This is a genomic window from Pseudomonas sp. MWU12-2037 (assembly GCF_023242345.1).
Lineage (GTDB): Bacteria > Pseudomonadota > Gammaproteobacteria > Pseudomonadales > Pseudomonadaceae > Aquipseudomonas > Aquipseudomonas gingeri_D.
Map to the genome: position 1 here is coordinate 268,295 of NZ_JALLIZ010000005.1, position 26,411 is coordinate 294,705.

Annotated in this window: 23 protein-coding genes; 11 read left to right on the forward strand and 12 right to left on the reverse strand. The window is 61.9% G+C overall.

The window, feature by feature from the left end; genetic code table 11:
• Nucleotides 1-87: 87 nt before the first annotated feature.
• Entirely contained in the window at nt 88-1,119 is a 1,032-nt protein-coding gene (gene ilvA, locus M5B42_RS11625; protein WP_248745906.1) for a threonine ammonia-lyase, biosynthetic, read from the forward strand.
• Nucleotides 1,120-1,130: 11 nt separating this feature from the next.
• On the opposite strand, the gene eco is transcribed toward ilvA, so the two are convergent.
• Nucleotides 1,131-1,610, reverse strand: coding sequence for a serine protease inhibitor ecotin (gene eco, locus M5B42_RS11630; RefSeq protein ID WP_103494252.1), 480 nt, complete (start codon nt 1,608-1,610; stop codon nt 1,131-1,133).
• Nucleotides 1,611-2,037: 427 nt separating this feature from the next.
• Between eco and M5B42_RS11635 the strand changes: the two genes are divergently transcribed.
• Both M5B42_RS11635 and pgm read left to right on the forward strand, forming a co-directional pair.
• The gene (locus tag M5B42_RS11635) at nt 2,038-2,307 is read left to right on the forward strand and encodes a DUF1652 domain-containing protein (protein WP_103494253.1); all 270 of its coding nucleotides are present in this window, start codon (nt 2,038-2,040) and stop codon (nt 2,305-2,307) included.
• A gap of 164 nt (nt 2,308-2,471) precedes the next feature.
• Nucleotides 2,472-4,118: a phosphoglucomutase (alpha-D-glucose-1,6-bisphosphate-dependent) gene (gene pgm / locus M5B42_RS11640; protein WP_177099094.1), complete on the forward strand. Its 1,647-nt coding sequence runs from the start codon at nt 2,472-2,474 to the stop codon at nt 4,116-4,118.
• 160 nt (nt 4,119-4,278) lie between these two features.
• Here pgm and M5B42_RS11645 read toward each other — a convergent pair whose 3' ends face one another.
• Nucleotides 4,279-4,977: a pirin family protein gene (locus tag M5B42_RS11645; RefSeq protein ID WP_177099093.1), complete on the reverse strand. Its 699-nt coding sequence runs from the start codon at nt 4,975-4,977 to the stop codon at nt 4,279-4,281.
• Nucleotides 4,978-5,248: 271 nt separating this feature from the next.
• Between M5B42_RS11645 and M5B42_RS11650 the strand changes: the two genes are divergently transcribed.
• The gene (locus M5B42_RS11650) at nt 5,249-7,732 is read left to right on the forward strand and encodes a UvrD-helicase domain-containing protein (RefSeq protein WP_248745907.1); all 2,484 of its coding nucleotides are present in this window, start codon (nt 5,249-5,251) and stop codon (nt 7,730-7,732) included.
• 132 nt (nt 7,733-7,864) lie between these two features.
• Here M5B42_RS11650 and M5B42_RS11655 read toward each other — a convergent pair whose 3' ends face one another.
• Nucleotides 7,865-8,155, reverse strand: coding sequence for a DUF1652 domain-containing protein (locus M5B42_RS11655; RefSeq protein ID WP_152739699.1), 291 nt, complete (start codon nt 8,153-8,155; stop codon nt 7,865-7,867).
• A gap of 170 nt (nt 8,156-8,325) precedes the next feature.
• Here M5B42_RS11655 and M5B42_RS11660 point away from each other — a divergent pair, with 170 nt between their 5' ends.
• The 4 genes from M5B42_RS11660 to M5B42_RS11675 all read left to right on the forward strand — a co-directional run bounded on the left by M5B42_RS11660 (nt 8,326) and on the right by M5B42_RS11675 (nt 13,743).
• Complete coding sequence (locus M5B42_RS11660; protein ID WP_248745908.1) at nt 8,326-9,141, forward strand: nuclear transport factor 2 family protein; 816 nt, start codon at nt 8,326-8,328, stop codon at nt 9,139-9,141.
• Between the two features lie 49 nt (nt 9,142-9,190).
• Nucleotides 9,191-10,597, forward strand: coding sequence for an FAD-dependent oxidoreductase (locus M5B42_RS11665; RefSeq protein ID WP_248745909.1), 1,407 nt, complete (start codon nt 9,191-9,193; stop codon nt 10,595-10,597).
• 104 nt (nt 10,598-10,701) lie between these two features.
• Entirely contained in the window at nt 10,702-11,781 is a 1,080-nt protein-coding gene (locus tag M5B42_RS11670) for a polyamine ABC transporter substrate-binding protein (RefSeq protein WP_248745910.1), read from the forward strand.
• A 336-nt stretch (nt 11,782-12,117) separates the two neighbouring features.
• A complete protein-coding gene (locus tag M5B42_RS11675) occupies nt 12,118-13,743 on the forward strand; it encodes a methyl-accepting chemotaxis protein (protein ID WP_248745911.1) in 1,626 nt (541 codons plus the stop codon).
• Nucleotides 13,744-13,792: 49 nt separating this feature from the next.
• On the opposite strand, the gene M5B42_RS11680 is transcribed toward M5B42_RS11675, so the two are convergent.
• The 9 genes from M5B42_RS11680 to M5B42_RS11720 all read right to left on the reverse strand — a co-directional run bounded on the left by M5B42_RS11680 (nt 13,793) and on the right by M5B42_RS11720 (nt 22,832).
• A complete protein-coding gene (locus tag M5B42_RS11680) occupies nt 13,793-14,770 on the reverse strand; it encodes an NAD(P)-dependent oxidoreductase (RefSeq protein ID WP_152739703.1) in 978 nt (325 codons plus the stop codon).
• A 19-nt stretch (nt 14,771-14,789) separates the two neighbouring features.
• The gene (locus M5B42_RS11685) at nt 14,790-16,088 is read right to left on the reverse strand and encodes an MFS transporter (RefSeq protein WP_152739704.1); all 1,299 of its coding nucleotides are present in this window, start codon (nt 16,086-16,088) and stop codon (nt 14,790-14,792) included.
• A gap of 63 nt (nt 16,089-16,151) precedes the next feature.
• On the reverse strand, nt 16,152-17,105 hold the full coding sequence (locus M5B42_RS11690) for a sugar kinase (RefSeq protein WP_152739705.1): 954 nt from the start codon (nt 17,103-17,105) through the stop codon (nt 16,152-16,154).
• Complete coding sequence (locus M5B42_RS11695) at nt 17,098-17,886, reverse strand: TIM barrel protein (RefSeq protein ID WP_248745912.1); 789 nt, start codon at nt 17,884-17,886, stop codon at nt 17,098-17,100. Before M5B42_RS11695 ends, M5B42_RS11690 begins: the two co-directional genes overlap by 8 nt.
• A gap of 71 nt (nt 17,887-17,957) precedes the next feature.
• A complete protein-coding gene (locus M5B42_RS11700) occupies nt 17,958-18,986 on the reverse strand; it encodes a LacI family DNA-binding transcriptional regulator (RefSeq protein WP_349292777.1) in 1,029 nt (342 codons plus the stop codon).
• A gap of 104 nt (nt 18,987-19,090) precedes the next feature.
• Nucleotides 19,091-20,020 (reverse strand): alpha/beta hydrolase, encoded by a 930-nt coding sequence (locus M5B42_RS11705; RefSeq protein ID WP_248745913.1) that lies wholly within the window; start codon nt 20,018-20,020, stop codon nt 19,091-19,093.
• Nucleotides 20,021-20,241: 221 nt separating this feature from the next.
• Nucleotides 20,242-21,183 carry a choline ABC transporter substrate-binding protein gene (locus M5B42_RS11710; protein WP_248745914.1) on the reverse strand — a complete coding sequence of 314 codons (942 nt, stop codon included), beginning with the start codon at nt 21,181-21,183 and terminating at the stop codon, nt 20,242-20,244.
• 134 nt (nt 21,184-21,317) lie between these two features.
• A complete protein-coding gene (locus M5B42_RS11715) occupies nt 21,318-21,929 on the reverse strand; it encodes a LysE family translocator (RefSeq protein WP_103499143.1) in 612 nt (203 codons plus the stop codon).
• 51 nt (nt 21,930-21,980) lie between these two features.
• Nucleotides 21,981-22,832, reverse strand: a complete 852-nt coding sequence (locus M5B42_RS11720; protein WP_103499142.1) for an AraC family transcriptional regulator — start codon at nt 22,830-22,832, stop codon at nt 21,981-21,983.
• 172 nt (nt 22,833-23,004) lie between these two features.
• Between M5B42_RS11720 and M5B42_RS11725 the strand changes: the two genes are divergently transcribed.
• From M5B42_RS11725 to M5B42_RS11735, 3 genes are all read left to right on the forward strand, one after another.
• On the forward strand, nt 23,005-24,108 hold the full coding sequence (locus tag M5B42_RS11725) for a P1 family peptidase (RefSeq protein ID WP_248745915.1): 1,104 nt from the start codon (nt 23,005-23,007) through the stop codon (nt 24,106-24,108).
• Between the two features lie 309 nt (nt 24,109-24,417).
• Nucleotides 24,418-25,866 carry a serralysin family metalloprotease gene (locus M5B42_RS11730; protein WP_248745916.1) on the forward strand — a complete coding sequence of 483 codons (1,449 nt, stop codon included), beginning with the start codon at nt 24,418-24,420 and terminating at the stop codon, nt 25,864-25,866.
• 51 nt (nt 25,867-25,917) lie between these two features.
• Entirely contained in the window at nt 25,918-26,313 is a 396-nt protein-coding gene (locus M5B42_RS11735; protein ID WP_248745917.1) for a protease inhibitor Inh/omp19 family protein, read from the forward strand.
• Nucleotides 26,314-26,411: the final 98 nt, after the last annotated feature.

A 26,411-nucleotide genomic window follows, 5' to 3' on the forward strand; every position in this document is an offset into this window, starting at 1 on the left:
GCTGACCTGTATCTGTTACCCAAACCCGCCTCCGAGGCGGGTTTTTTGTTTCTGTCTCCGAGGCCAAACGATCACCCGGAGACCGCCATGCCCAGCACCGCTACCCTCAGCCAGGAACCTGCCACCCATAGCCATTTGCTTGGCGACTATGTGCGCAAGATCCTTGCCGCGCCGGTCTACGACCTGGCGATTCGTACCCCGTTGCAAGTGGCCCCGGCGTTATCCCTGGCCCTGGGCAATCAGATCCTGCTCAAGCGCGAGGACCTGCAGCCGACGTTCTCCTTCAAGATCCGAGGGGCCTACAACAAGCTGGTCCAGCTCAGCGAGGCCCAGCGACGCTGCGGCGTGATCACGGCCTCGGCGGGCAACCACGCCCAGGGCGTGGCCCTGGCGGCGCGAACCCTGGGGATCCAGGCGACCATCGTCATGCCCACCCGCACACCGGAACTGAAAGTGCAGGGCGTGCGCAGTCGTGAAGCCACGGCCGTGCTGCACGGGGAGAGCTTTCCGTTTGCCCTGGCCCATGCCCTGCAACTGGCCGGGGAGCGTGGCTACACCTTTGTCTCGCCATTCGATGACCCGGATGTGATCGCCGGGCAGGGTACCGTGGCCATGGAGTTGCTCAACCAGCATCCCGGGCCGCTGGATGCGATCTTCGTTCCGGTCGGCGGCGGCGGGTTGATCGCCGGCATCGCCGCCTACGTCAAATACCTGCGGCCGGAGGTGCGCATCATCGGCGTGGAGTCGGAGCACTCCAATTGCCTGCAGGCGGCGCTAAGGGCGGGGGAGCGGGTGGTGTTGCCCAAGGTCGGGACTTTTGCCGACGGCGTGGCCGTGGCGCAGATCGGGGCGTATGGTTTTGAAATCTGTCGTGAGTATGTCGATGAGGTCATCACCGTCAGCGACGACCAGCTGTGCAGCGCGATCAAGGATATCTATGACGATACCCGCTCCATCACCGAACCTTCCGGTGCGCTGGCGGTGGCGGGCATCAAGCAGTACGTGGCGGCCCATGGGCTGCGCGGCCAGACCCTGGTGGCGGTCAACTCGGGGGCCAATATCAACTTCGACAGTTTGCGCCACGTTGCCGAACGCGCAGCCCTGGGCGGGGCTGCGTGAGCCAGAACGGTTTATTCGGGGCTGGCGGGCTTGATCAGCTTGGACGGTGTCCAGATCCGATAACGGATCTCGAGGTCATCGGGCGCGTAGATCACCAGGGGCAGCTTGCTGTTGTAACGCAGCATGTAGCCTTCGCCGATCACCGGGACGAAGTCTTTTTTCGTCTTGCTGCCGGGCGGGCAGGCCATCAGGGTGGACATCGGCCCGGTGACTTTCTCCAGGCGGTAATAGGAGTAACTCCAGCCCTCGAGGTTTTTCTCGTCCAGGTTGCCGCCCAGGCGCTTGGTGTTGCAATCGACGGGCATGACCTTGCCGGCGATGATCTCGACCCGATGGTCGGAGTCCTTGGTCATCTTCGGCACGCGAATGACCGAGCGGGTGAATCCGTCTTCGGCCTTGGGGAAGGGGGCCAGGTCGGCTTTGTCGGCGGCGAACACGCCGGTGGTGGTTAGCGCCAGCAGGAAGGTTGCGGCGATAGTCGTCGAATTCATGAGCTCTCGTTGCCCTGTCATGAGGGGGTACTCCCTCGTTTGATGGATGCGGTGGCGGCACGGTGCCTAATGACACTGGCGCTGGATGCCGGTCCAGGCCAGGGGCGTTTGCCACGATACCGGCAAACGGCACGATCCTAGAAGGCATTTGATGCATTTTGCATGGACGCGCGGGTCTATTAGCGCCTTAACGCATTGATTTTTCCAACAAACAATAATTCATCTTGTTTCGGCACGCTGAGTGCTAGGTCATTGTGTCGGATTGTCGGACGAATAACCTTAACGAGCTGTGTGAAAAGGCCTAATCTGAATATCGGTGTCGTCCTCCATGGCTGGACCGGGCGCCCGCTTGAAACGCAGATGTGAATGGCTAACCCTGGCTGTTCTGCCAAAGACCTGGCCGTCTCACATAAAGGAGAGAGTCGCCATGCAAGTATTGTCCACGTTGGAGTTACGCAACATCATCGAGAGCAGTTTCCTGCCCACGCGCTGCCAATGCAGCCTGGGGGCGGACGAGTCGTTGACGGTCAGAGTCTTCGACCGAAAATCCGAACGGATCGACCTTATGGTCACCGGAATCCAGGCATCGAAGCTTGACAGCAGTCGGGCCATCTCCGACTTGATTGCCGGACTGCGCTATGACCTGAAAAATCATCAGGTCGCCGCCCTTGGCGAAATGAAAGCACGGGCGCGCTAACGCGCCGCATCATTTGCGCTGATCAAGAGACGCGCTTCCTCTCACGGGGGAGCGCGTTTCCCATGGAAAATCTTCGCGCCAACGGATAGAACCCTTAACGTCAGTGTCGAACTGCCAGTAAACTGCGCGTCTTCCCCCGTACCATCCATCTCCAGAGGTTTTGCATGACACTCAGTCCTTTTGCGGGCAAGCCGGCACCGGCACAGTTGCTGGTTGATATCCCGCGACTGGTATCGGCCTATTACACCGGCCAGCCCGATGCGGCGATCTCCACCCAGCGTGTGGCCTTCGGCACCTCCGGGCATCGTGGCACTTCGTTCGAGCTGAGTTTCAACGAGTGGCATGTCCTGGCCATCAGCCAGGCCATCTGCCTGTACCGCCAGGCCCAGGGGATCGACGGTCCGCTGTTTGTCGGCATCGACACCCATGCGTTGTCCACGCCGGCCGGCGCCAGCGCCCTGGAAGTGTTCGCCGCCAATGGCGTGGACACCATGATCGCCGCCGCCGACGAGTACACGCCGACGCCCGCGGTCTCTCACGCGATCATCTGCTACAACCGCGGTCGCACCTCGGGCCTGGCGGACGGCGTGGTCATCACCCCGTCCCATAACCCACCGGAAAGCGGCGGCTTCAAATACAACCCGCCCAATGGCGGCCCGGCCGATACCCATGTCACCAAGTGGATCGAGGCCAAGGCCAACGAACTGCTCGCCAACCGCCTGGCCGGTGTGAAGCGTGTGAGCTACGAGCAGGCGCTCAAGGCCAGCACCACCCATCGCCACGACTACCTCAACACCTATGTAGCCGATCTGATCAATGTCATCGATCTGGATGCCATCCGTTCCTCCGGCCTGCGCCTGGGCGTGGACCCCCTGGGCGGGGCCGGCGTGCGCTACTGGTCGGCGATTGCCGAGCACTATCGACTGAATCTGGAAGTGGTCAACACCGAAGTCGACCCGACCTTCCGCTTCATGTGCGTGGACTGGGACGGCAAGATCCGCATGGACCCATCCTCCAGCCATGCGATGCAGGGCCTGATCGGTTTGAAAGAACGCTTCGACGTGGCCTTTGCCTGCGACCCTGACCATGACCGTCACGGCATCGTCACCCCGTCCGGCGGCCTGTTGGCGCCGAACAACTACCTGGCGGTGTCCATCGACTACCTGTTCCAGAACCGTCCGCAGTGGCGCGCGGATGCTGCGGTTGGCAAGACCGTGGTCAGCAGTGGCCTGATCGATCGGGTTGCGGCCCGCCTGGGCCGGCGCCTGTACGAAGTGCCGGTGGGCTTCAAGTGGTTCGCCGACGGCCTGTTCGACGGTTCCCTCGGCTTTGGTGGCGAGGAGAGTGCGGGGGCGTCGTTCCTGCGCAAGGACGGCAGCGTCTGGACCACCGACAAGGACGGCCTGATCCCGGCCTTGCTGGCGGCGGAAATGACCGCGCGCACCGGGCGTGATCCGAGCCAGATCTATCGCGGCCTGACCGATGAACTGGGCGAGCCGTTCTCCGTGCGGGTCGATGCCAAGGCGACCCCGGCGCAGAAGGCCCTGCTGAGCAAACTGGCACCTGAGCAGGTGACGTCCACGCAACTGGCGGGCGAGTCGATCCAGCGCATCCTCAGCCACGCGCCGGGCAACGACCAGGCCATTGGCGGGTTGAAGGTGATGACCGAGAACGGCTGGTTCGCCGCGCGTCCTTCGGGCACCGAGGACATCTACAAGATCTACGCCGAGAGCTTTATCGGTGACGATCACCTCAAGCGCCTGGTGGAAGAAGCCCAGGTGCTGGTGGATGGGGCGATTTCGCCGAGCTGATTGTGGCTTCTGTAGGAGCTGGCTTGCCAGCGATAGCGATGTTGGATTCACCACCGCAATCGCCGGCAAGCCAGCTCCTACAGTTGATTGGGTTCGCAGATAGAAAAAGGGGTGAACGACGATGGTCGTTCACCCCTTTTTGGTTTTGCCGATCAGCAAATCAGGCCAAATCCACCAGGATGATTTCGCTGTCCTGCACGGCGGTCACCCGCAGCACCTGCTCATCCGCCACCGCCACCCCGTCGCGTGCTTCGGCACGCAGGCCATTGACCTCGATCACCCCCGTGGCAGGCACCAGGTAGGCGCGACGACCGCTGTCCAGATGATACTCGGCGCTTTCCCCGGCCTTCAGATTGGCCGCCACCAGGCGGGCATCGGCGCGAATCCGCAGGCTCTGGTCGTCGCCGCTCTTGCCGCTGGCCAGGGTAACGAAACCTTCGCCACGTTCCCCCTTGGGAAACGGCTTGGCGCCCCAGGACGGGGCCGAGCCGGCCTCGTTGGGAATCACCCAGATCTGGAAGATCTTGGTCGGCGTCGATTCCAGGTTGTACTCGCTGTGGGCGATCCCGGTCCCGGCACTCATGACCTGGACATCACCGGCTTCGGTACGGCCCTTGTTGCCCAGGTTGTCTTCGTGGCTGATGGCGCCTTCACGGACATAGGTGATGATTTCCATGTCCCGGTGCGGGTGTTTTGGAAAGCCGGTGCCGGGTGCGATCACGTCGTCGTTCCAGACCCGCAGGTTGCCCCAGTTCATGCGTTGCGGATCATGGTATTCGGCGAACGAAAAATGGTGGTGCGCATCCAGCCAGCCATGATGAGCGCCGCCCAGGGTCTTGAAGGGTCGAAGTTGCAGCATGAGTCTTCTCCTGTTCAGGTTCGTCATGGGCCGGCAGGAGCCGGGGCAGGACGGTAACCGGTGGTTGATGGCAGCGATCATCTATTAAATAGATATCGATAAAAAGCGTAAAAAATGCCTTAAATCAATCGGTTTATTCGATTGTTAGAGTTCTCTCCGGACTTTCAATTCGTCGCCTAAATGGCTGATCGACAAGCAATTGACTAGAACTCGGGACGTAATGGAGCGACCATAGGCCTTTCGCCCAGACCGTCGCCTACCTGGAGTCAGCGTGCCATCACCGACACCCGAACCGCCTGCCGAACTTTCCTCCCTGGCTCAATTGCCCCTGTTCAAGCGCTTGCTGGCCAAGTTGCTGGGCGGCGGCCTGAGTCGTTTGCGCGCCCAGCACGTGGCGTCCTGGTTGCAGGGCCAGGCCGACGGCTTTCGTAGCGGCCATGGCGCCGGCCTCGAGTACGGTTATGAGGAGGGGCGACGCGACGGCCTGGAGGAGGGACGCCAGGTCCTGCTGATCCGCGATACGCGTCCGGTAGAACATCGCGCACCCGGGGTCGACGACAATCTGTTCGACGATTGGCGCCTGCCGCTGACGGCGGAATTGAAGAAGCGGATCAAGGCCGATGTGGCCCGGCTCCTGCCTGCCCAGTCGCAGCCCAGTGCGGCGCAATGGAAAATGATCTTCAGTGACACACCCTCGACGTCGGTGATCGCTGGTGCCGGTGCCGGCAAGTCGACTTCATTGGTGCTGCGCATCCTGCTGCTGACCCACTACCTGGGCTTTGAACTGGACGCCATGACCGTGGTGACCTTTACCCGTGAGTCGCGCAAGGACTTCATGGCCAAGCTGGTGGAGGTCATGGGCCTCTGGGGACATGTGCTCAGCCCTCGGGATGCCCGTGAGGTGGTACGCACCTTTCACTCGCGGATCCTGCCCATGGTCCGCAGCCTGCCAGGCTTCGGTCAGTTGCAGGCGTTCGAGAACCTCAGTGAGCGTAGCCTGTTCGCCGAGGAAGGCGCCGACAGCAACCCGTTCGACCTGCGGATCAACGACGCCCAGCGCCAGCAGTTGAATGCCTGCTATCAACGTTTGCACACCGATAATCCGCGTTTTCGCGAAGTGCTGGTGCCGCTCTACAAGCAGGCTCTGCAACTGCGTGAGCTGGACCAGGACCACCCGGATGTGCGCAAGCGCATGGCGGTCACCGAGCTGGCGTCAAAACGCGACGAGGAGCTGTGCGACACCCTGGAGGACCTGTGGTTTCGCGCGGGTGCCTGGCCGATTGCCGGGATTGAACCGGACCGTGAGGTCATCGAGATCAACGGTTCGCCGTTCCATTGCCATGGTTACATTGCCGAGCTAGAGGCTTGGGTGGTACTTGGCTTCGATCCGCGGGAAAGTCCGCAGATCAGCCGTCCCGGATCCAAGCTCACGGTGCGCGCCGAATGGGCGGTAAAGCGCACCTTGTTTCAAGCTTTCTGTCGTAAGCCATTGATATGGTTGGATAGTTACGAGTCAGCTAAATGCGTTTTGTCGTCCCTGGCGGGTAATGCCACCGCCGGTCCCGGCTTCGATTACAAGGTCAAGGGTGAACTGGCTTCCGCACCGCTGCTCGACTGTTTTGTGATGGCCGCCGGCTTTATCGAGAACCTTGGGCTGGATGTGCCGGCCGCCGTGGCGCGGATGAGTTTCGCCGAGGACGATCCGGACCGCTTCTTCTTCGAAGCCCTCAGTCTGTTCTGGAAGGCCCTCGAAACCCATCTGCTGGCCCAGTCGCCACCGATCATGACCTATAACCGCATGTTCTCGCTGTTCGGCGAAAACACCCCGGAAAACCAGGCGCTGCTCAGTGACGAGCTATTGCGTCCGTTGTCGCACCTGATGATCGACGAGTTCCAGGACGTTTCACCGCAGATCGTCTCCTGGTTGCGGGCCAGCCTGCGGGAGATCCGCCGCCGTGGCCCGGCGATGCAGGTCGGTCGCGCGGCCCGGCATTCATCGCTGTTGTGCGTCGGCGATGACTGGCAGTCGATTTATGGCTGGCGGGGGAGTTCGCCCAAGTACTTTATGGAGTTCAGCAAGCAATTCCCGTCACCGGCGACCACCCGGGTCATGCTCAGTGACAACTATCGCAGTCATCAGCACATCATTGATGCGGCCGAGCATATTGTCCGCGCGGCACCGGCGATTGCCGGGAAAAAGGCCAAGGCCAGCGGCGAGCCAAAGGAACTGTGGCCGGTCAATGTGCTGGATCGGGACGATGCCGGTTTGGCCAAACGTTTGGAAGAGCACTACCGGCGTGGCGAAAGCATCTTGATGTTGTTTCGAAAAAGTAGCGATAAGTTACTAATTAATGAGCATATTTCTTCTGTAGTTAATGTTGATTCTAGCTTGCCTTTCGAGCAGCGACGGCTCAAGCAACTGACCTATCACAGCGCCAAGGGGCTGCAGGCCGATGTGGTGTTCCTGTTGGGCGACTGCCTGCATCTGACCCGTTCACCCTACAAGAACCAGGTCTATCGCATGGCCGGGCTCGGGGAGGATGGCGATGCCGAGGCCTACGACAAGGCGCAGAAGGACGAGATCCTGCGGCTGGCCTATGTCGGCATCACCCGGGCGGTAAAGCATTGCTATTGGTATCTGGACGGGCAGGACGGCCAGGCCGCGAACGGGCCCAAGGCCTCGGATCGGGTGGCGGGGGACAAAGCGTTTTTCGCCGATTTACGCGCCAGCGCTCAGGCCTTGAACGTTAAATGAGCTATTGAAAACGCCGCATAACTGTAGGAGCAGGGCTTGCCCGCGAAGCTTTTGGCGCCTTCAAGGGCTTCTTCGCTGCGATGTGGTGTCCCGACAAGCCAGGCTCCTACAATTGACTTGCAAGACTTCGAGTCAGTTGACGGCCCGCAGCCCCATGGGCGGCACAAAGGCCTCAAGCTCATCCTCGACCGCCTCGATGATCCGCTCCACATCGGCGGCGTTCATCACCGTGGCGCAAGGAATGCCGGCGATAGCAATCAGCGTTTCGCCGCTGGCCCGGTCGAACAGCCGGGCGACCATGCTGCCCGGCGCATCCATGCTGGCTTCGAAGCCCATGGGATGAAAATGCCAGCGCATCAGTTGGCACGCGTTGGGGAAAGTCACCTTGCTGAAGACTTTACTCATGTTGCCCACCTGGATCATTGAGCGCTTCCTTTTGCTCGCGGGTAGGAACGGCGGGACCTCATGGCCCCACCAGCACAAGGCTTAAAAATAGCATCCGTTCAACGGGCGCAAGAGAGTTTTTTCAAGCCGTTCGGCGATTGTTTTCGTGTAATTTGATCTATGTCTCTTAATCTTGGTTCGAGTGCGCCATGTCCGACGACAATGACGGCCCGCAGCAGACCCGGGCGACCGGCGAAACCGTTTTGCGTTACCACCTGTGCTGGAAACACCGCGACCTTGACGGGGTGATGGCGCTGTACCATCCCCAGATCCAGTACCACGACTTCTTTCAGAACCGTGTCCTGGGCCTTTCAGAGTTGCGCGAATACGTAGGATCGAGCATGCCGCGCGAATCAGATGAAGCCCTCGAACATAGCGATCGCATCCGTCTGGATGGCAATACCGCTTTTATCCAGTACCAGATGACCCTGCGTGGCGGCGAGGGCCTGGTATCGTTTCATTCCAGCGAGGCGATCACCGTGCGTGACGGCCTGATCTGGCGCGTGAATGAATACGCGTCCCTGGTACGCGAACAGGTCGCCAGCGCAAGTATCGGCGGGATACGCGCGGCGACCAGTCGCCTGGGCCTGTCGCCGCGGCAACTGAGCTTTATGGCGGATGACCTGCAACAGTATTTCCAGCGCCAGCAAGCCTACCTGGACCCCGGTCTGGACCTGCAACGGGTCGCCAAGGAGTGCGGTTACAGCCGCAACCAGATTTCCTATCTGCTCAACCAGGTGCTCGGCCAGAGTTTCTACCGCTACGTCAACCAGGCACGTTTGCAGCATCTGCTGGCGGCGCTGGAGAAGGCCGCGCCACCGGTACGCGTCGATGAGCTGGCGTTCACCGCCGGGTTCAACTCCCTGTCGGCCTTCTACAAGTGCTTTCGCGAGCACACCGGCCTGTCGCCCAAGGCCTACGCCAAGGAAATTTCTCTGCGTGCACGCGCGCAAGACAGCCTCTGAGCACTGGCACTAGGATCGCAACCATCTGTTACCGGTTGTGGAGTCTGGAATGCCAGCATGGCGCACTATCAGTTTATGGATGGATCAGCTCGATGAGCCGCTGACGCCACGGGCGTCCCTGGAGCAGGACCTGGATGTCGACGTGGCCATTGTCGGCGCCGGTTACACCGGGCTGTGGACCGCCTATTACCTCAAGCGCCAGGCCCCGCAATTGAATGTGGTGATTGTCGAGGCGCAGACCGCCGGTTTCGGCGCGTCGGGGCGCAACGGCGGTTGGGTGATGGGCAATCTGCTGGGCGAAGACCGTCTTTTGGCCGGGCTGTCGCCGGAACAGCGGCGGGCGTCCTTCGACTTGCTGCATGGCATCCCCGACGAAGTGAAGCGGGTGATCGATCGCGAAGGCATCGACTGCGACTACCGCAAGGCCGGGGCGCTGTACTGCGCCGCGCGTTACCCCGAGCAGGAACGCAGCCTGCGGGCCTACCTGGACAAACTCTACAAGCAGGGTCTCAACGAGAGCGATTACCGCTGGCTGGGGCCCGAGCAACTGGCCGGGCAGATTCGGGTCGCACGGCCCTACGGCGGCATCCATGCCGCCCATATCGCCACGGTCCAGCCGGCCAAGCTGGTGCGCGGCCTGGCCCGGGCCGTCGAGCGCCTGGGTGTGCGGATCTTCGAAAACACCCCGGTGACCGACTGGCGCTCTGGCGGCTTGCGCACGGCCCGGGCACTGATTCGCAGCCGCTGGGTGGTCCCGGCCGTGGAAGGCTATTCGGTGACGCTGCCGCCCCTGGGCCGCTATCAACTGCCGGTGCAAAGCCTGCTGGTGGCCACCGAACCCTTGTCCGCCGCGACCTGGGACGAAATCGGCCTCAGCCAGGGCCAGGCCTTCAGCGAGAGCAGCCGCCAGGTCACCTACGGCCAGCGCTCGGCGGACAACCGGCTGATCTTCGGTGCTCGCGGCGGCTATCGCTTTGCCGGCCGGCTACGGTATGACTTCGACCTCACCGACAGCGAAATCGAGTTACGCCGCTACCTGTTCGGCGAACTGTTCCCGCAATTGAAGAAGGTCCGCATCAGCCATTCCTGGGGCGGCAACCTGGGCATGTCGCGACGGTTCCAGCCGCACATGCTCTGCGACCCTGCCAATGGCCTGGCCCTGGCCGGAGGTTATGGCGGCGAGGGCGTGGGTGCCAGCCATCTCGGCGGGCGGACCCTGGCCGACCTGATCCTGGAGCAGGACAGCGAACGGGTCCGGCAACCCTGGGTGATCCGCGAGGGCGGCCTCCAGGCACTGAAAGCCTGGGAGCCGGAACCCTGCCGCTGGCTGGGCTACAACGCGATCATCCGCAGCTTTGTCCATGAGGACCAGACCCTGGCCGACCCCGATACGCCGCCCTGGCGCCGCAAGCTGGCGAGCAGCATTGCCGGCTTTATGGAGGGTTTCATGCAGTAACCGGCGCCTGGGCGCCGGCTCATCCATCACAAGACCGATGCACTGATTTTCTGATCCTCTGATCGCCCGAACCTGCCAACAAAAACTCACACAGGAATCGACTCATGATCCGCATGTCCCTTGCTCCCTTGATGCTGGTCGCCTCCCTCGGCCAGGCGGCCGAGACCGTCAAGATCTACAACTGGTCGGATTACATCGCCCCGGACGTCACCCAGAACTTCCAGAAGGAGACCGGGATCGCGTTCACCTATGACGTCTATGACAGCAACGAGACCCTGGATGGCAAGTTGATGACCGGCAAGTCCGGCTACGATGTGGTGTTCCCGTCCAACCATTTCATGGCCCGGCAGATTGAGGGCGGGGCGCTGAAAAAGCTCGACAAGCGCCAGTTGCCGAACTGGAAGAACCTCAACCCGGCGTTGCTCAAGGCGCTGCAGGTCAACGACCCCGGCAATGAACATGGTTTCCCGTACCTGTGGGGCAGCACAGGCATCGGTTACAACATCGACAAGGTCAAGGCGGTGCTCGGTGATAACGCGCCGGTGGACTCCTGGGACTTGATCTTCAAGTCCGAGAACATGCAGAAACTGCAGAAGTGCGGGGTGGCGATACTCGACAACGGCCCCGAATTGCTCCCGGCGGCCTTGAATTACTTGCACCTGCCGCCCCACAGCAAGAACCCGGCGGACTATAAGAAAGCCGAAGCTTTGCTGATGAAAGTGCGTCCCTATGTGGCTTACTTCCATTCCTCGAAATACGTCAGTGACTTGGCCAATGGTGATATCTGCGTCGCGGTGGGTTTCTCCGGCGATATCCTGCAAGCCGAGAGTCGGGCCAAGGAAGCGAAGAACGGTATTGATATCGGCTACTCGATTCCCAGGGAAGGTGCCGCCATCTGGTTCGATATGGTCGCCATGCCGGCCGATGCCCCGGATGAAAAAGCCGGTTACGCCTTTATGAACTACCTGCTGCGCCCGGAAGTAATGGCCGGTATCAGCAACTATGTGAAGTACGCCAATGGCAATGTGGCGGCTGATAGCCTGGTGGACCCGGCGTTCAAGGCCGATACCAAGGTATATCCGAGCTCGGAAATGATGGGCAAGCTGTTTGCCCTGGAAGCGATGCCATTGAATATCGATCGCATTCGTACGCGGCTGTGGAGCAAGATCAAGACCGGAGAATGATTCGCTATAACTGGTGCTCCGCTTGTGGGAGTTCAGTGCTCCCACAAGTTACCGCTTCAGATCATTGAACATGTCTGTACAGTTAGTGGCTTATAGCCATAATTTTAAGCGCGCAGGGCGCCAATTGTATCGGTTATGAAATATTTCGCCATGCCAAGTCATAAAGTGAAATATTTTTTCATTCCCCCTGAATAAATTCACAACTTCTGCCGATAATCAGTTGTAAGCCCACCGTCACTGAAAAGAGTGGTGCAACACTGTCGGTATGGCCAGTTGCTATCTGACAGGTTTACGGCATGGAAGCTAGTAGTCCTCAAGCCTTATAGAGAGCAGCCCATGTCCCTACGAAATATGAATATCGCTCCCCGCGCGTTTCTCGGCTTTGCATTTATTGCATTGCTGGTGATTGTGCTGGGGGTCTTTTCCCAGACCCGCATGACAGTGATTCGTCAGGCGTCCATCGACATGGAAACCAATCAGCTGCCCAGTGTGGGATACCTCGGCAACCTGATCGAAGGTGTATTACGTCTGCGCCTTCTCTCGTTTCGTGTGTTGATCAATCGCGAACCGGCGGATTTGCAGGAAGCTGAAACGCGGATATCGGCGCTGGTGGAGAAGGTTCGCAAGGATCAGAAGAGCTATGCCGACTTGCCAGCTGAAGGCGAGGAGTTGGCCAAGTACAAGGAATTCGCGGCGACACTCGACAGCTATATGAGGGACCAGAGTCAGATGGTGGAGCTGTCGCGCCAGAACAAGGTCGACGAGATGCGTAACCTGATCAACAACCAGATCAAGGCCGGCACGGACCTGATGGGGGCGCAACTCAACCGGTTGGTGGAGATCAACAAGGCCGGGGCCAAAGCCGCATCGCACCTGGCCGGTGAGGAATACAGCACTGCCAGTTTCGGCATTATTCTGGTTTCGGTGGTGGCTGCGCTGATGACCGTGCTGCTGGCCTGGTTGCTGACCCGCAGCATCGTGGCGCCGCTGAACCAGGCGGTCGAAGCGGCCGAAACCATTGCCGGCGGCAACCTGACCAAGGCCATTGTCGTCGAAGGCAAGGATGAGCCGGCCCGCTTGCTGGGTGCGTTGACGAAGATGCAAGGCAACCTGCGCAAGACCATCGAGCAGATCTCCGGGTCGGCCACGCAGTTGGCGTCGGCGGCCGAAGAGCTCAGCGCGGTGACCGAGGAGTCTTCCCGCGGGCTGCAGCAGCAGAACAACGAGATTGAGCAGGCGGCCACCGCGGTCAACGAAATGACCAGTGCGGTGGAAGAAGTTGCACGCAATGCGGTGTCCACCTCCGAAGCCTCGCAGCAATCCAATCAGGCGGCTCGTGACGGACGCGACCGTGTCGTGCAGACGGTGGAGGCGATCCAGGCCATGACCCAGGACGTGCAAAGCACCTCGGTGCTGATCGAAGGCCTGGCCACCCAGGGTCGCGATATCGGCCAGGTGCTGGATGTGATCCGCGCGATTGCCGAACAGACCAACCTGCTGGCCCTCAATGCCGCTATCGAAGCCGCACGGGCGGGCGAGGCCGGGCGTGGTTTTGCGGTGGTGGCCGATGAAGTGCGGGCGCTGGCCCATCGTACCCAGCAGTCGACCAAGGAGATCGAGCAGATGGTTGCCGGTATCCAGAATGGCACCGGTCAGGCCGTGCAATCGATGCAACAGAGCAACCAGCGGACCCAGAGTACCCTGGAAACGGCGCGTGCCGCCGGTGTGGCCCTGGAGCAGATCACCCAATCGATCAACCTGATCAACGAGCGCAACCTGGTGATTGCAAGTGCCTCGGAAGAGCAGGCGCAGGTCTCCCGTGAAGTGGACCGCAACCTGGTGAACATCCGCGACCTGGCTTCCCAGTCGGCCGCCGGTGCCAACCAGACCAGTGCCGCAAGCCATGAGCTGTCGCGCCTGGCGGTGGACCTCAATGCCATGGTCGCGCGCTTCGTGATCTGACGCTGCGAGCGTTGTCAGGGCTCGGCGACGCTCGCTACCGGCACGGCTGTCAGTGCGGGTAGGCCTGGGGATTGACCAGGTTCGCCGGTCGTTCTCCGGCCAGGGCTGCCAGCAGATTGTCCACCGCACAGCGTGCCATGGCTTCACGGGTTTCAAAGGTGGCCGAGCCGATATGCGGCGTGGCCACCACGTTGGCCAGGCTCAGCAACGGCGAGTCCGGCGCCAGCGGTTCGCGCTCGAACACATCGAGGCCGGCGCCACGGATCTGCCGGTTCTGCAAGGCCTGGATCAGCGCCTGCTCGTTCACCACCTTGCCCCGGGAAATATTGATAAGGATGCTTTCCGGGCGCATCAGGGCCAATTCCCCGGCACCGATCAGCCCCTCGGTCTGAGGGGTCAGGGGCAATGTCAGGCAGACAAAGTCGGCTTCCTGCAACAGTTCGTGCAGTCCCAGGTAGCGCGCATTGAAGCGTTGTTCCACTTCAGGCTTGGGCGAGTGACTGTGGTAGAGCACCGGCATGCCGAAGCCGAAATGCCCGCGTTGGGCAAGGGCTTCACCAATACGGCCCATGCCGATGATGCCGAGCTTCTTGCCATGTACATCCGTGCCGAAATGCAGCGGACCGATATTGCGCGTCCACTGTCCGTTGCGCACCAGGTTCGCCAGTTCCACCACCCGTCGGGCGCTGGCCAGGATCAGGGCGAAGCCGGTGTCGGCGGTGGTTTCGGTGAGCACGTCCGGCGTGTTGCTGAGCAGGATCCGTCGGCGGGTCAGGTAATCGATGTCGTAATTGTCGACCCCCACCGAGACGCTGGCGATGGCCTCCAGGTGTGGCGCCAGGTCAAGCAGTGCGGCGTCCAGCTTCAGGCTGGCACCGAGCAGGCCCCGGGCCTCGGGCAAGGCGGCACGCAGTTGCGCCAGGCCGTTGTCACCCAGATCGTCGATCAGGGTGACCTGGGTGTGCTCATGCAGGCGGGCCATCAGCGAGGGCGAGAGCTTCTTGTACAACACAACCGGTTTTTTCATCGGGTTCGCTCGACAGGGTTCAGGGATGGGAGAGCGCACGGGGCGTCGGCAAGCCCTTGGGGGCTGCGCGATCGCTGGCGCCGGGATTGAGGAATACGGTCAGGATCACTGACAGCAGCAGGGCGCCGCTCATCAGCAGGTAGGAAGCCCCCGGCGAACCGGTTTCGCTGTTCAGGTAGCCCACCAGGTAGGAACCACCGAAGGAACCGAGGGCACCCATGCTGTTGATCAGCGCCATGGCACCGCCGGCAACGTTGGCCGGAAGGATCTCCGGGACAATCGCAAAAAACGGTCCATAGGGCGCGTACATGCAGGCACCGGCGATCACCAGCAGGCTGTAGGACCACCAGAAATGTTCCGCGCCCAGGGCGTAGGAGGCATAGAAGGCCACCGACGCCACCAGCAGCGGTGGCCAGACAAAACGTTTGCGCCGTTGCAGCTTGTCCGAGCCCCAGGACACCGCGAGCATGGCGATCACCGCGGCCAGGTAGGGCAAGGCCGACAACCAGCCGGCTTCGACCATGTCCATCTTCAAGCCGCTTTTCAGAATCGACGGCAGCCACAGCACAAAGCCGTAGACGCCGATGCTCCAGCAGAAGAACTGCAGGGCAAGGATGATCACCTTGGGTTCGCGGAAGGCCTGGGCATAGTTTTTCACCGCCTTGATGCCGATCTGCTCGGCGGCCAGGGCGCTGTCCAGGTCGCGTTTTTCCTGCGCGCTGAGCCAGCTCGCCCGGGCTGGACGCTCATCGGCCAGGCGCCACCAGATAAAGGCCCAGATCACCGCCGGCAGGCCTTCGACGATAAACATCCAGCGCCAGCTGAAGTGCTGCACCAGATAACCCGAGACCACCGACATCCAGAGCATGGTCACCGGGTTGCCGAGGATCAGGAAGGTATTGGCCCGCGAGCGTTCGGCACGGGTGAACCAATAACACAGGTACACCAGCATCGCCGGCATCACGGCGGCTTCGACCACGCCAAGCATGAAGCGGATGCCGATCAGCATATAGGCGTTGGAAACGATGCCGGTGAGGGTGGCCAGGCCGCCCCAGAGGATCAGGCTGACGAAGATCAGCTTCTTCACGCTGTGCTTCTGCGCGTAGAGGGCGCCGGGCACCTGGAAGAAGAAGTAGCCGAGAAAGAACAGCGCGCCGAGCAGCGACGACAGCCCGGGGGTGATCTGCAGATCGGCGGCCATGCCCGAGGCCGCGGCGAAGCCATAGTTGGCGCGGTCCAGGTAGGCCAGGCTGTAGGTGATGAAAACGATGGGCATGATGTACCACCAGCGGCGGGTGGCGAGTTTCAGCGTGTGCATGGTGTGGCTCCTGAGCTTGTTGTTTTTGTCGCAGCAGGTGGCATTCAAGAAAACGGGTCTTGCTTAGCCGACGGGGGCGGGTCGGTGCGCAGCTGTCAGTTGTTCCCGGGTCGGTAAACCCTCCATGTCGCCGCGGCTCTGCACCGCCTGGGCGCCGATCCAGTTGCCGCGCGCCACGGCCTGGGCCACGCTGTGGTTCTCCAGCAGCGCACTGACCACGCCAACGGCGAAAGCATCACCGGCACCGACCGTGTCCACCACGACCTGCACCGGCACCGCGGCGACAAACCCCTCGTCGCGATGGGTTCGGTAGTAGGCGCCGTCAGCCCCGAGCTTGATGGCCACGACGGCGGCGCCCTGGTCGAGGTAGAAGGCGGCGATATCCCGCGGATCCTGATAACCGGTGAGCAAGCGGCCTTCGCCCAGGCCCGGCAGGACCCAATGGGCGAGGGCGGCCAGGGCGTTGATGTCTTCGATCATCTGTCTTTCACTGGGCCACAGGCTCGGTCGCAGGTTGGGGTCGAAGGACACGCTGCGCCCGGCCGCCGCCATGCGTGTCATCAGCTCGAACGACAGCTCGCGGGCACTGGCCGAGAGGGCAGGAGGAATCCCGGTGGCATGCAGATGCCGGGCCTTGAGCAGCTCCGGGCGGATATCGGCCACTGACAGGTGACTGGCGGCCGAACCCCGACGGAAATACTCCACCTGCGGGTCCTGGCCCTGGTCTTCCCGGGACTTGAGTTGAAAACCGGTGGGATAGCCCGGGTCGATATCGACGTAATCGCAGTGCAGGCCTTCGCCTTGCAGGGTGTCGATCACAAAACGGCCGAGGGAGTCGGCGCCGACCCGGCTCAGCCAGTTGACCTTGAAGCCCAGGCGCGCCAGGCCGATGGCGACATTGCTGTCGGCGCCGGCGATGCGCTTGTGGAAGTGCCCGACCCGGGCCAGGTCGCCGGTCTGTTCGGCGACGAACATCGCCATGGTCTCACCGAACGAGAGGATTTCGATCTCAGGCATGGGCTGTTTCCTCCATGGAGTGGCCCAGGCAGGCGAGGGTGCGTACCTGTTCGCGGGTGACGGCCAGCAGGTCGTCGCCTTGCAGCGGGTATTCAACGGCTCGGGTCAAACCTTGACTCATCTGGCCCAGCAAACGTTCCCACTGTTCCAGGTCGACGGCGCTCGGTGGCAGGGCGACGAGCTTGCCGTCCGCGCGCTGGGCCACGGCCTTGCAGTGCAGGTAGTCGACATGCCGGCCGAGCAAGCGCGCGGCGCTGCTGGCGGATTGGTCCTGCCAGCGCCAATTACCGATATCGAAGGTCATTTTCACCGGCAGTTGCTGTTGCTCGACCTGATCGAAAAAGCGCAGCAGGGGTTCGATGCGGCCGCCCTGGGTGGTCTGGTCGTTCTCCACCAGCAAGCGGACTGATGATGCCGACAACAATCCTGCCAGTGCCGACAGGTCGCAGTTTTCACTGAAGTAGCCCAGGGAGACTTTCAGCCAGCGGGCGCCAAAGGCTTCGGCGCGTTGCAGGGTAGCCGCCAACTGCGGGTCGGGACGCGACTGACCGGCGGGCCACAATTCCAGGGGTGACGAGTAGGCACACTCCAGGCCCATGGCCGCCGCGCGGGTTGCAAAGCGCTGCGGATCTTCGTTGGTCAGCAGTTCTTCGCGTACTTCGATGCGACTGGCGCCGGCCTCGGCCAGCAGTTCGATAAAACTTTCCTGGCCGCGTTCGCGAATCAGCGTCGCGCCGTAACTGGAGAGGCTGATGGCGACGGGAAACAGCTGTTCTTTCATGCTTGTTGTACCTCTGAAACCGGTTTCATTTTTTGGCGGGCTTTACAGCGGAGGCCAGGCTCCGCTGCGTCTCAGGCAAATCTTGTACGTTGGGTGGATCCACGGACGATCAACTGCGCGGGAAAATCGAGGGCTTTGGCGGCGCCCTTGTCACCCCGCAGGCGCTTGAACAGGCAGTCGAAGGCACCGGCGCCGATCTGCTGCGTGGGCTGGGCGAGGGCGGTGATGCCGCTGCCGACCAGGGGGAACCATTCCAGGTCGTCGAGGGCGATCAGGCCGATATCGTCGAACAGATTGCAGCCCAGCTCGCGCAGGGCCTGGACACAGGCCAGGGCGGCAATGCCGTTGGCACAGAACAGCGCCTTGGGTCCGGCACTGGGGGCCGCCAGGAAATCCTGCAACTGATGTCGCAATGATTCGCCGGTATGGCCGATGCTGCCGCTCAGGGCATCACGCCTGGCGATTTCGAGATTGAAGTGTTCAATCCGTTCCAGCCGCGAGCTGGTGCCGTCGAGGGGTTCACTGACCAGCATCAGGTCGCGGTAACCCTGTTGTTCCAGGTGCTCGACGGCGCTGCGTACGGCGGCACCATTATCAAGGCCGACCAGATCGCTGCCCAGTTGCTCGACCTTGCGGTCCACCAGCACTATCGGCATTTCCCGTTGCAGTGCCTGCAACTCTTCGAGATGGTGACCGAGGGTATTGAGGATCAGGCCTTCGATGTTGTACGAGCGCAGCGCCGCCAGGTGCAGGCGTTCCTGCTGGTCGTCGCGGTCGGTGTTGCACACCACCAGGCTGTAGCCGTGGGCGCGGCAGGCGGTTTCCACGCCATGCATCACAGCAATCGAATAAGGGTTGCGGATATCGGCCACCAGCATGCCGATCAGGCGCGTACGGCCGCGTTTCAGGCCACGGGCCATCTGGTTCGGGCGGTAGCCCAGTTCGCTGATCGCCTGTTCGATGCGCAGGGCGATGGCTTCGGAAAGCAGGGCGCGGTCATCGCCGATAAAACGCGACACGCTGGCCTTGGAGACCCCGGCGCGTTCAGCGACATCGAGCATGGTCACGCGGCTGCGTTGGGCGGCGGAAAAACTGTTCACGGCCTGAAACCTTTTCTTGGAGTTATCGGCAGGCGGTTGGTGCATTGGCACTGAAACCGGTTTCAGAAGAACTCAAGGCAAGGTCGGTCGTCAAGTAACTTTTGCTACAGGTCCAGGGAGTGGCGCAGGGCGGCGAGGAGTTTTTCGTAGAGCAGATCGACCTCCGGTGCGCTGCCCCGGGCGCGCAGGCAGCCGTGCACCAGGCCGTGGCCGGGATGAAAATCCACACTTGCACCGGCCGCTTGCAGGCGTTCGCTGTACTCCACGCCGTCGTCGCGCAAGGGGTCGAATTGCGCCACGGCGATAAACGCCGGGGCCAGACCCCGCAGATCCGTGGCTTGCAATGGCATCGCATAGGCCGAAGGCTTGGTCGGACCCGGTAGGTACAAGGCGTGGTAGCAGTGCACATCGCTGGCGCTGAGCAGCGGCGCGTCGGCGCATTCGGTGCGCGAGGGCAGTTGGTCGTCGCCACCCAGTCCGGGATAGATCAGGGCTTGTAGCCGCGGCTGCGCTTGGCCGGCATCGCGCAGGGCCAGGCATACGGCGGCGGCGAGATTGCCCCCGGCGCTGTCGCCGGCAATCGCCATGCGTTGCGGGTCCAGTTGCCAAGTTGCGGCGCTGTCCTGCAAACCGCGCCACACCGCCAGGCAATCGTCGAAAGCCGCCGGGAAGGGATGTTCCGGTGCCAGTCGGTAGTCGACCGCGATGACCACGGCGTTGAGCCGGGAGGCCAGTTCAGCGGTGATGAAGTCGTGGGAGTCGAGGTCGCCGACCACCCAACCGCCACCGTGCAGGTAGACCACACAGGGCCAGCCATGGGCGGGTGCTGTTGAGGTCGGACGGTATAGGCGTACGGGCACTTGGCCGATCCGCTGTTCGCTGACGCTGATGTTCGCCGGGCGTGCCGGGGTGAAGGCTCGGCACATAGCGCTGTAGCCAAGGCGCAGGCCATTGATCGTGCTGTCCGGGGCGTTGAAATCGAGGGTCTTGGCGACAAAGGCGCTGAGTTGGGGGGAGAGCGGGTAATCGGTCATGCGCAGTCTCAGTTCTGTACGAGGTGTCAGGAGAACCTGTGGCGGCGATCTTTAGGGCCTCTTCGCGGCGGTGCGGCGATCCGACAAGCCCTGCTCCTGCAGCTCGGCGTCGGATACAGATTTTGCGCACTCCATGGACCTGTAGGAGCTTGGCTTGCCAGCGAAGAGGCCCGTGAGGACGCTAAAAGCTTCGCGGGCAAGCTCCGCTCCTACAATGGGTGTTATTTCAAGCTGGCCTGCACGGTTGCCACACCGTCCTTGCCATCAACACTGGTCACGCCGGCCAGCCACTTCTGCAGATCTTCCGGGTGATCGCGCAGCCATTTCTTGGCCACGTCCTGGGGCGTCTGGCGCTCCATGATCGGCACCATCAACTGGCTTTCCTGGGCGGCGCTGAAGGTCAGGTTCTCCAGCAGCTTGTTCACGTTCGGGCAACGCTGGGCGTAGTCCGGGGCGGTGACGGTGGACACGGTGGCCGCGCCTTCGTTAGGCCCGTAGACATCTTCGCTGCCGGTCAGGTAGGTGATCTTCATATTGATGTTCATCGGGTGCGGGGTCCAGCCGACGAACACCACGAACTCCTTGCGATTGACCGCCCGCTGCACGGCCGCGAGCATCCCGGCTTCCCCGGACTCCACCAGATTGAAACCCTTGAGGCCGAAGTGGTCGGTGTCGATCATGGTCTTGATGGTAGTGTTGGCGCCGCTGCCGGGCTCGATGCCATAGATCTTGCCACCGAGCTTGTCCTTGAACTTGGCGATATCGGCGAAGGTCTTCAGGCCCGCGTCAGCCACATATTGCGGCACGGCGAGGGTGGCCTGGGCGTCGGAGAGGCTGGGCTGGGCCAGGACCTTGACCTGGTTGGCGGCGACAAAAGGCGCGATGTTCTTGTCCATCGCCGGCTTCCAGTAGCCGAGGAAGATATCCAGGCGCTTGTCCCGGATCCCGGCAAAGATGATCTGCTGCACGGCGCTGGTCTGCTTGCTTTCATAACCCAGGCCGTTGAGCAGCACGTCAGCCATGCCACTGGTGGCGATCACGTCGGTCCAGTTGACCACGCCCATGCGCACGGTCTTGCAGGAAGCGTCGTCGGAGGCGAGCACGCTGGTGCTCAGGAGGGCGGTACCGCAGAGGAACAGACAGCTGTTGAACAGTCTTTTCATGATACGCAGGTCTCGCGGCAGGTCGTTTATTGTGGAGTTCGGTGTCTTCATGCACCGTCCGGCCACGTTACGCAGCCGGCTGCTGGCAAAAGCGCACCAGTGCGACCGGCTTTTGCACTGCAGCGACCCCGACGTTATACCAGCACGCTCAGCCAGGCCGAAACCAGCAACAGCAGCGCCATGCAGCGATTGAACCGCCGCATCGCCAGGGGCGAGCGAAACAGCCGCGCGGAGCCGACACCGAGTACCGCCCACAGGCTCATGCATGGCAGCGACACCAGGAAGAACACCAGGGACAGTGACAGCACGTGGGCCTGGCGTTCGGCACCGCTGCCGGCGAACACGCCGACCACCGCCAGGGCCATCATCCAGACCTTCGGATTGATCAGTTGCAGGCTGGCCGCGCCCAACAGGCCGAGACGTTTGGCCGGAGCTGCATCAGGGTCAATGGCACTGGCCGGTGCGCTGAAGATCTGCCAGGCCAGGTAGCTCAGCCAGGCGATGCCGAGCCATTGCATGCCGGTGCGGACCTGGGGCCGTTGTGCCAGCGATTCACCGACACCGCTGCCCACCAGCAGGACGATCAGTGCCGCGCCGGCACCGGCGCCGAGGATGATCGGCAGGGCTGCCGCCAGGCCATGGCGGGCACTGTTGCTCAGCACCAGGATATTGTTCGGCCCGGGGGTGACGGAGGCGACGATGGCGAAGAGCACAAAGGGCAGGAAGCTGGAAAGGCTGGACAACATGGGGAGGGACTCCACTGAAAGATCGATCAACCGATCTTCCCGCGCGGCGCCTCAGGCGTCTGGAAGATTTGAGCAGCGCTTGCGGTAGGCGGCGGGCGTCAGCCCGTAGGCGCGGACAAACCAGCGGCCCAGGTGGCTCTGGTCGGCAAAGCCCAGGGTCATGGCGACGTTCGCCGGGGTTTCGCCCCGGGACAGCAGTTGCCGCGCCTTGGCCACCCGCAATTGCACCAGGTAGGCGTGGGGCGGCAGACCGTAGGCGGCCTTGAAGGCTCGGGTCAGGCGGAAGCGGTCGACACCACAGACGGCCGCGACCTCATCCAGGCTCAGGTCATGTTGCAGATGGGCGTGCAAGTACTCGCGGGCAACCTGCGCAACCCGTGGCAGGCGCGGGTCCTCGCGGTAGCGGGCGCGCCAGTGCAGATGGTCGGTGAGGCTGTCGAACAGCCGGTCGAGAGCGCTTTGCCGGACGATGCGCAATTCCTGGGTATGAATGGCCTGGAACGCGGCACTGGTGGCCTGGGCCAGGCGGGTGTCGGTGGCCAGGGTCGCGGCAAAGCTCAGTTGGCTGCCCGCCGGGGCTTCCTCGAACAACGCGCTCAGCTCCCGTTCCAGCCAGTGTGGGTCGAGATAGATGGTGCGGTAGGTGAAGCCGCCGTCGGTGGGTGCGTCGCCGTCATGGATCTCGCCGGGTTCGAGCAGGAAGACGTTACCTGCCAGGCTTTGGTAGCGGGTGCCCCGGCAATTGAACTGCTGCACGCCTTGTTCGGTGACACCCACCAGGTAGCTGTCGTGCCAGTGGGCATCGTAGGCATGGGTATGCCCCTGGAAACGCGCGCGCAGGGTTTCGATGCCAGTGTCGCGGTCCTGGTTCAGGTCGACCCAGTGGTTGACGGTGCTGGACATGGGGTTCCTGGAGTCGTGGTCAATCTGCAGTGCTTCAGTAGAGGCTGGCGGCCGGGTAGCAGTCTAGAAGATCCGTGCACGGGCTCGACAGTACCCCGATAGGGGAATTGGCGAGCGGGAAGTGAGCGCCTAGAGTGGCCGCACATTTCAAACCCGCGGACAGAGAGGGATTATGCGCGCACGTGAATGGGGAATCACCCTGGGCCTGGGAACACCGGGGCCGCTCAATGCCATCACCGATGTGCCCGGTGTACGGGTCGGCCACAGTACATTGAAGACCGAGATCGACGGCAAGCAGGTGCGCACCGGCGTGACGCTGATCCAGCCACGGCCCGTCGCGGCGCGGCAGCAGCCCTGTTTCGCCGGTTGCCATGTGCTCAACGGCAATGGCGATGCCACGGGCCTGGAGTGGATTCGCGAAGCCGGGTTGCTGACCACGCCCGTGGCGATCACCAATACCCATAGCGTCGGCGTGGTGCGCGATGCGCTGATCGCCGACGAGCGCGACAGCCTGGCGGACCCGGCGGTGTACTGGTGCATGCCGGTGGTGATGGAAACCTATGACGGGGTGCTCAATGATATCTGGGGCCAGCATGTCGGCCCCGCGCAGGTCCGTGAAGCGCTGGCCGATGCCAGGCCCGGTCCGGTGACCGAAGGCTCGGTGGGTGGCGGTACCGGGATGATCTGCCATGAATTCAAGGGCGGTATCGGCACCTCATCGCGGCGCCTGCCGGCAGCGCAGGGCGGCTGGACCGTCGGCGCGCTGGTCCAGGCCAATCATGGAAAACGCCAGGAGCTGCGGGTGGATGGCTATCCGGTTGGTCGCCAATTGCTGGATATCCCGTCGCCTTTCGCCCGTCGTGGCACCCCGGGCATGGGCTCGATCGTGGTGATTCTCGCCACCGACGCACCCTTGCTGCCCCATCAATGCCAGCGCCTGGCGCAACGGGCTTCCATCGGAATCGCCCGCACCGGCGGCGGCACCGAGGATTCCAGCGGCGATATCTTCCTGGCCTTCGCCACCGGCAACGACCAGTTGCCACCCGCCGATTACGGGCGCAAGGACCTGCCGTTCAGCAGCCCGCTGGCGATGCTCAACAACGATCATATTTCCCCCTTGTTCCTGGCGGCCGCCGAAGCGGTGGAGGAGGCGATCATCAATGCCCTGCTGGCCGGCGAGGACATGAACACGGCCGATGGAACAGCGGTATCGGCGTTAAGCGGCGAAGTTGTCCTGAATGCATTGAGAACGAGTGGTCGACCGGGAAATTTATAAGTATAAAAGTGACTGGTTGGTCATTTATTGATGCACTTCCCATATGCATTCTTGCGACTTGAAGTTTTCCGAAAGTCTGCTTGCGGGAGTCGGCCGTTACTGTCAGAAAAAACTTTCATGGCGTTGTCCAACGTTTGTAGGTGTTTTCGGTGTTTATGGGATTTGTTATCAAAAAAGCGCTGGACGTTTGATTTCAAATTGTGTCAGTTTCTCGCTGCCTTCAAAAAGGGCGAGTGATAGGATGATCTCGCCAAGGGATTGTCGCTATCTGACAAAAACTGTTTCACTTGCAAACAAGGAAGTGTGTTTATGTCGAAAGTCAAAACCAAAGCTATTGTTTCTTCTGATGCGGCACTGGCGGCCAACGGGACAAGTTCCGCCTTTAACCAGATCGATAGCTTCAGCCATCAATACGACCGTGGCGGTAATCTCACGGTCAATGGCAAACCCTCCTACTCCGTCGATCAGGCCGCCACGCAACTGCTGCGTGACGGTGCCGCCTGGCACGATCTGGACGGCAGCGGCAAGATCGAACTGACCTATACCTTCCTGACTTCCCAGACCTCGAATTTCAGCGGTCTGGGCGTCACCGGGTTCAGCCAGTTCAGCGCGCTGCAGAAGTCGCAGGCCGTGCTCTCCATGCAATCCTGGGCGGACGTGGCCAATGTGACCTTCACGGAGGCGGCGAAGGGTGGCGATGGTCATATGACCTTCGGTAACTACAGCGGCGGGCAGGAAGGCGCGGCGGCATTCGCCTTCCTGCCGGGAACCGAGCCTGGCTACGACGGCCAGTCCTGGTACCTGACCGGTAGCGGCTACAACGTCAACAAGACGCCTGGCCTGAACAACTACGGTCGCCAGACCCTGACCCATGAGATCGGCCATACCCTCGGCCTGGCTCATCCCGGCGACTACAACGCCGGCGAAGGCAACCCGACCTACAATGACGCGTCCTATGGACAGGACACCCGCGGCTACAGCGTCATGAGCTACTGGAGCGAAAGCAACACCAGCCAGAACTTCAGCAAAGGCGGGGTCGAGGCTTATTCCTCGGGCCCGCTGATGGATGATATCGCGGCGATCCAGAAACTCTACGGCGCCAACTACAGCACCCGTTCCGGCGACACCACCTATGGGTTCAACTCCAATGCCGGTCGCGACTACCTGAGCGCCACTTCGTCTTCGGACAAGCTGGTGTTCTCGGTCTGGGACGGCGGCGGCAACGATACCCTGGACTTCTCCGGGTTCACCCAGAACCAGAAGATCAACCTGCATGACGGCTCGTTCTCCGACGTTGGCGGCATGGTGGGTAATATCTCCATTGCCCAGGGTGTCACGATCGAGAACGCCATCGGCGGTTCGGGCAACGACCTGCTGATCGGCAACGATGCGGCCAACGAACTGCGTGGCGGTGCAGGCAACGATATCCTCTACGGGGCTGGCGGTGCCGACAAGCTCTGGGGTGGTTCGGGCAACGATACCTTCGTGTTCGCCGCCGTTTCCGACTCGGCGCCGAAAGCGGCCGACCGGATCATGGACTTCACCAGTGGCCAGGACAAGATCGATCTGTCCGGGATCACCCATGGTTCGGGCCTGACCTTCGTCAACGCGTTCACCGGCCATGCCGGCGATGCGGTACTGACGTATGCCTCGGGCACCAACCTGGGTACCCTGGCGGTGGACTTCTCCGGGCACGGCGTCGCCGATTTCCTGGTGACCTCCGTGGGTCAGGCAGCGGTCACGGATATCGTGGCTTGAGTTGATGCGGTAGGGGCAGCGCTGCAGCGCTGCCCTCTGGCCAGGTAGTCCATGTCCATGATCAAGAGCTTTGTTCGCAGTACCTATTCGACGTGGCTGATGGCTGCGTTTCTGGCGTTTTCTGGAGAAGTCACCATGGCGAGCAGCCTGCTCATGACCAGCCCCGAGGCCCTTGTCGGCCAGTGGCGGATGTACCCTGAAGGTGAGAAACCCCAGGCCTGCAAGCTTGACCTGGCGTTGCAGTCACCGCGCCTGAGTGGCGACCTGGAGTGCATCGCCGGCTGGTTGGGCGAACGCCCGGCCAACTGGGAACCGACCCCCGATGGCCTGTGGCTGTATGGCGCCGAAGGGACTGGCATCGTCCATCTCAATCGGCAGAGGGCGGATCGTTATGAAGTGCGTTTGAAGAATGGAAGCGTTCTGGTACTGGTGCGCGATAAGCCCTGAGTATCCAGGTGCAAATCGATTAAACGGCAACTTGATGCCTTGTGCCTGTTAGTTGTTTTCTCGTTCAGTCTTTATGCGTCGCTAAAGAACGACTCCTA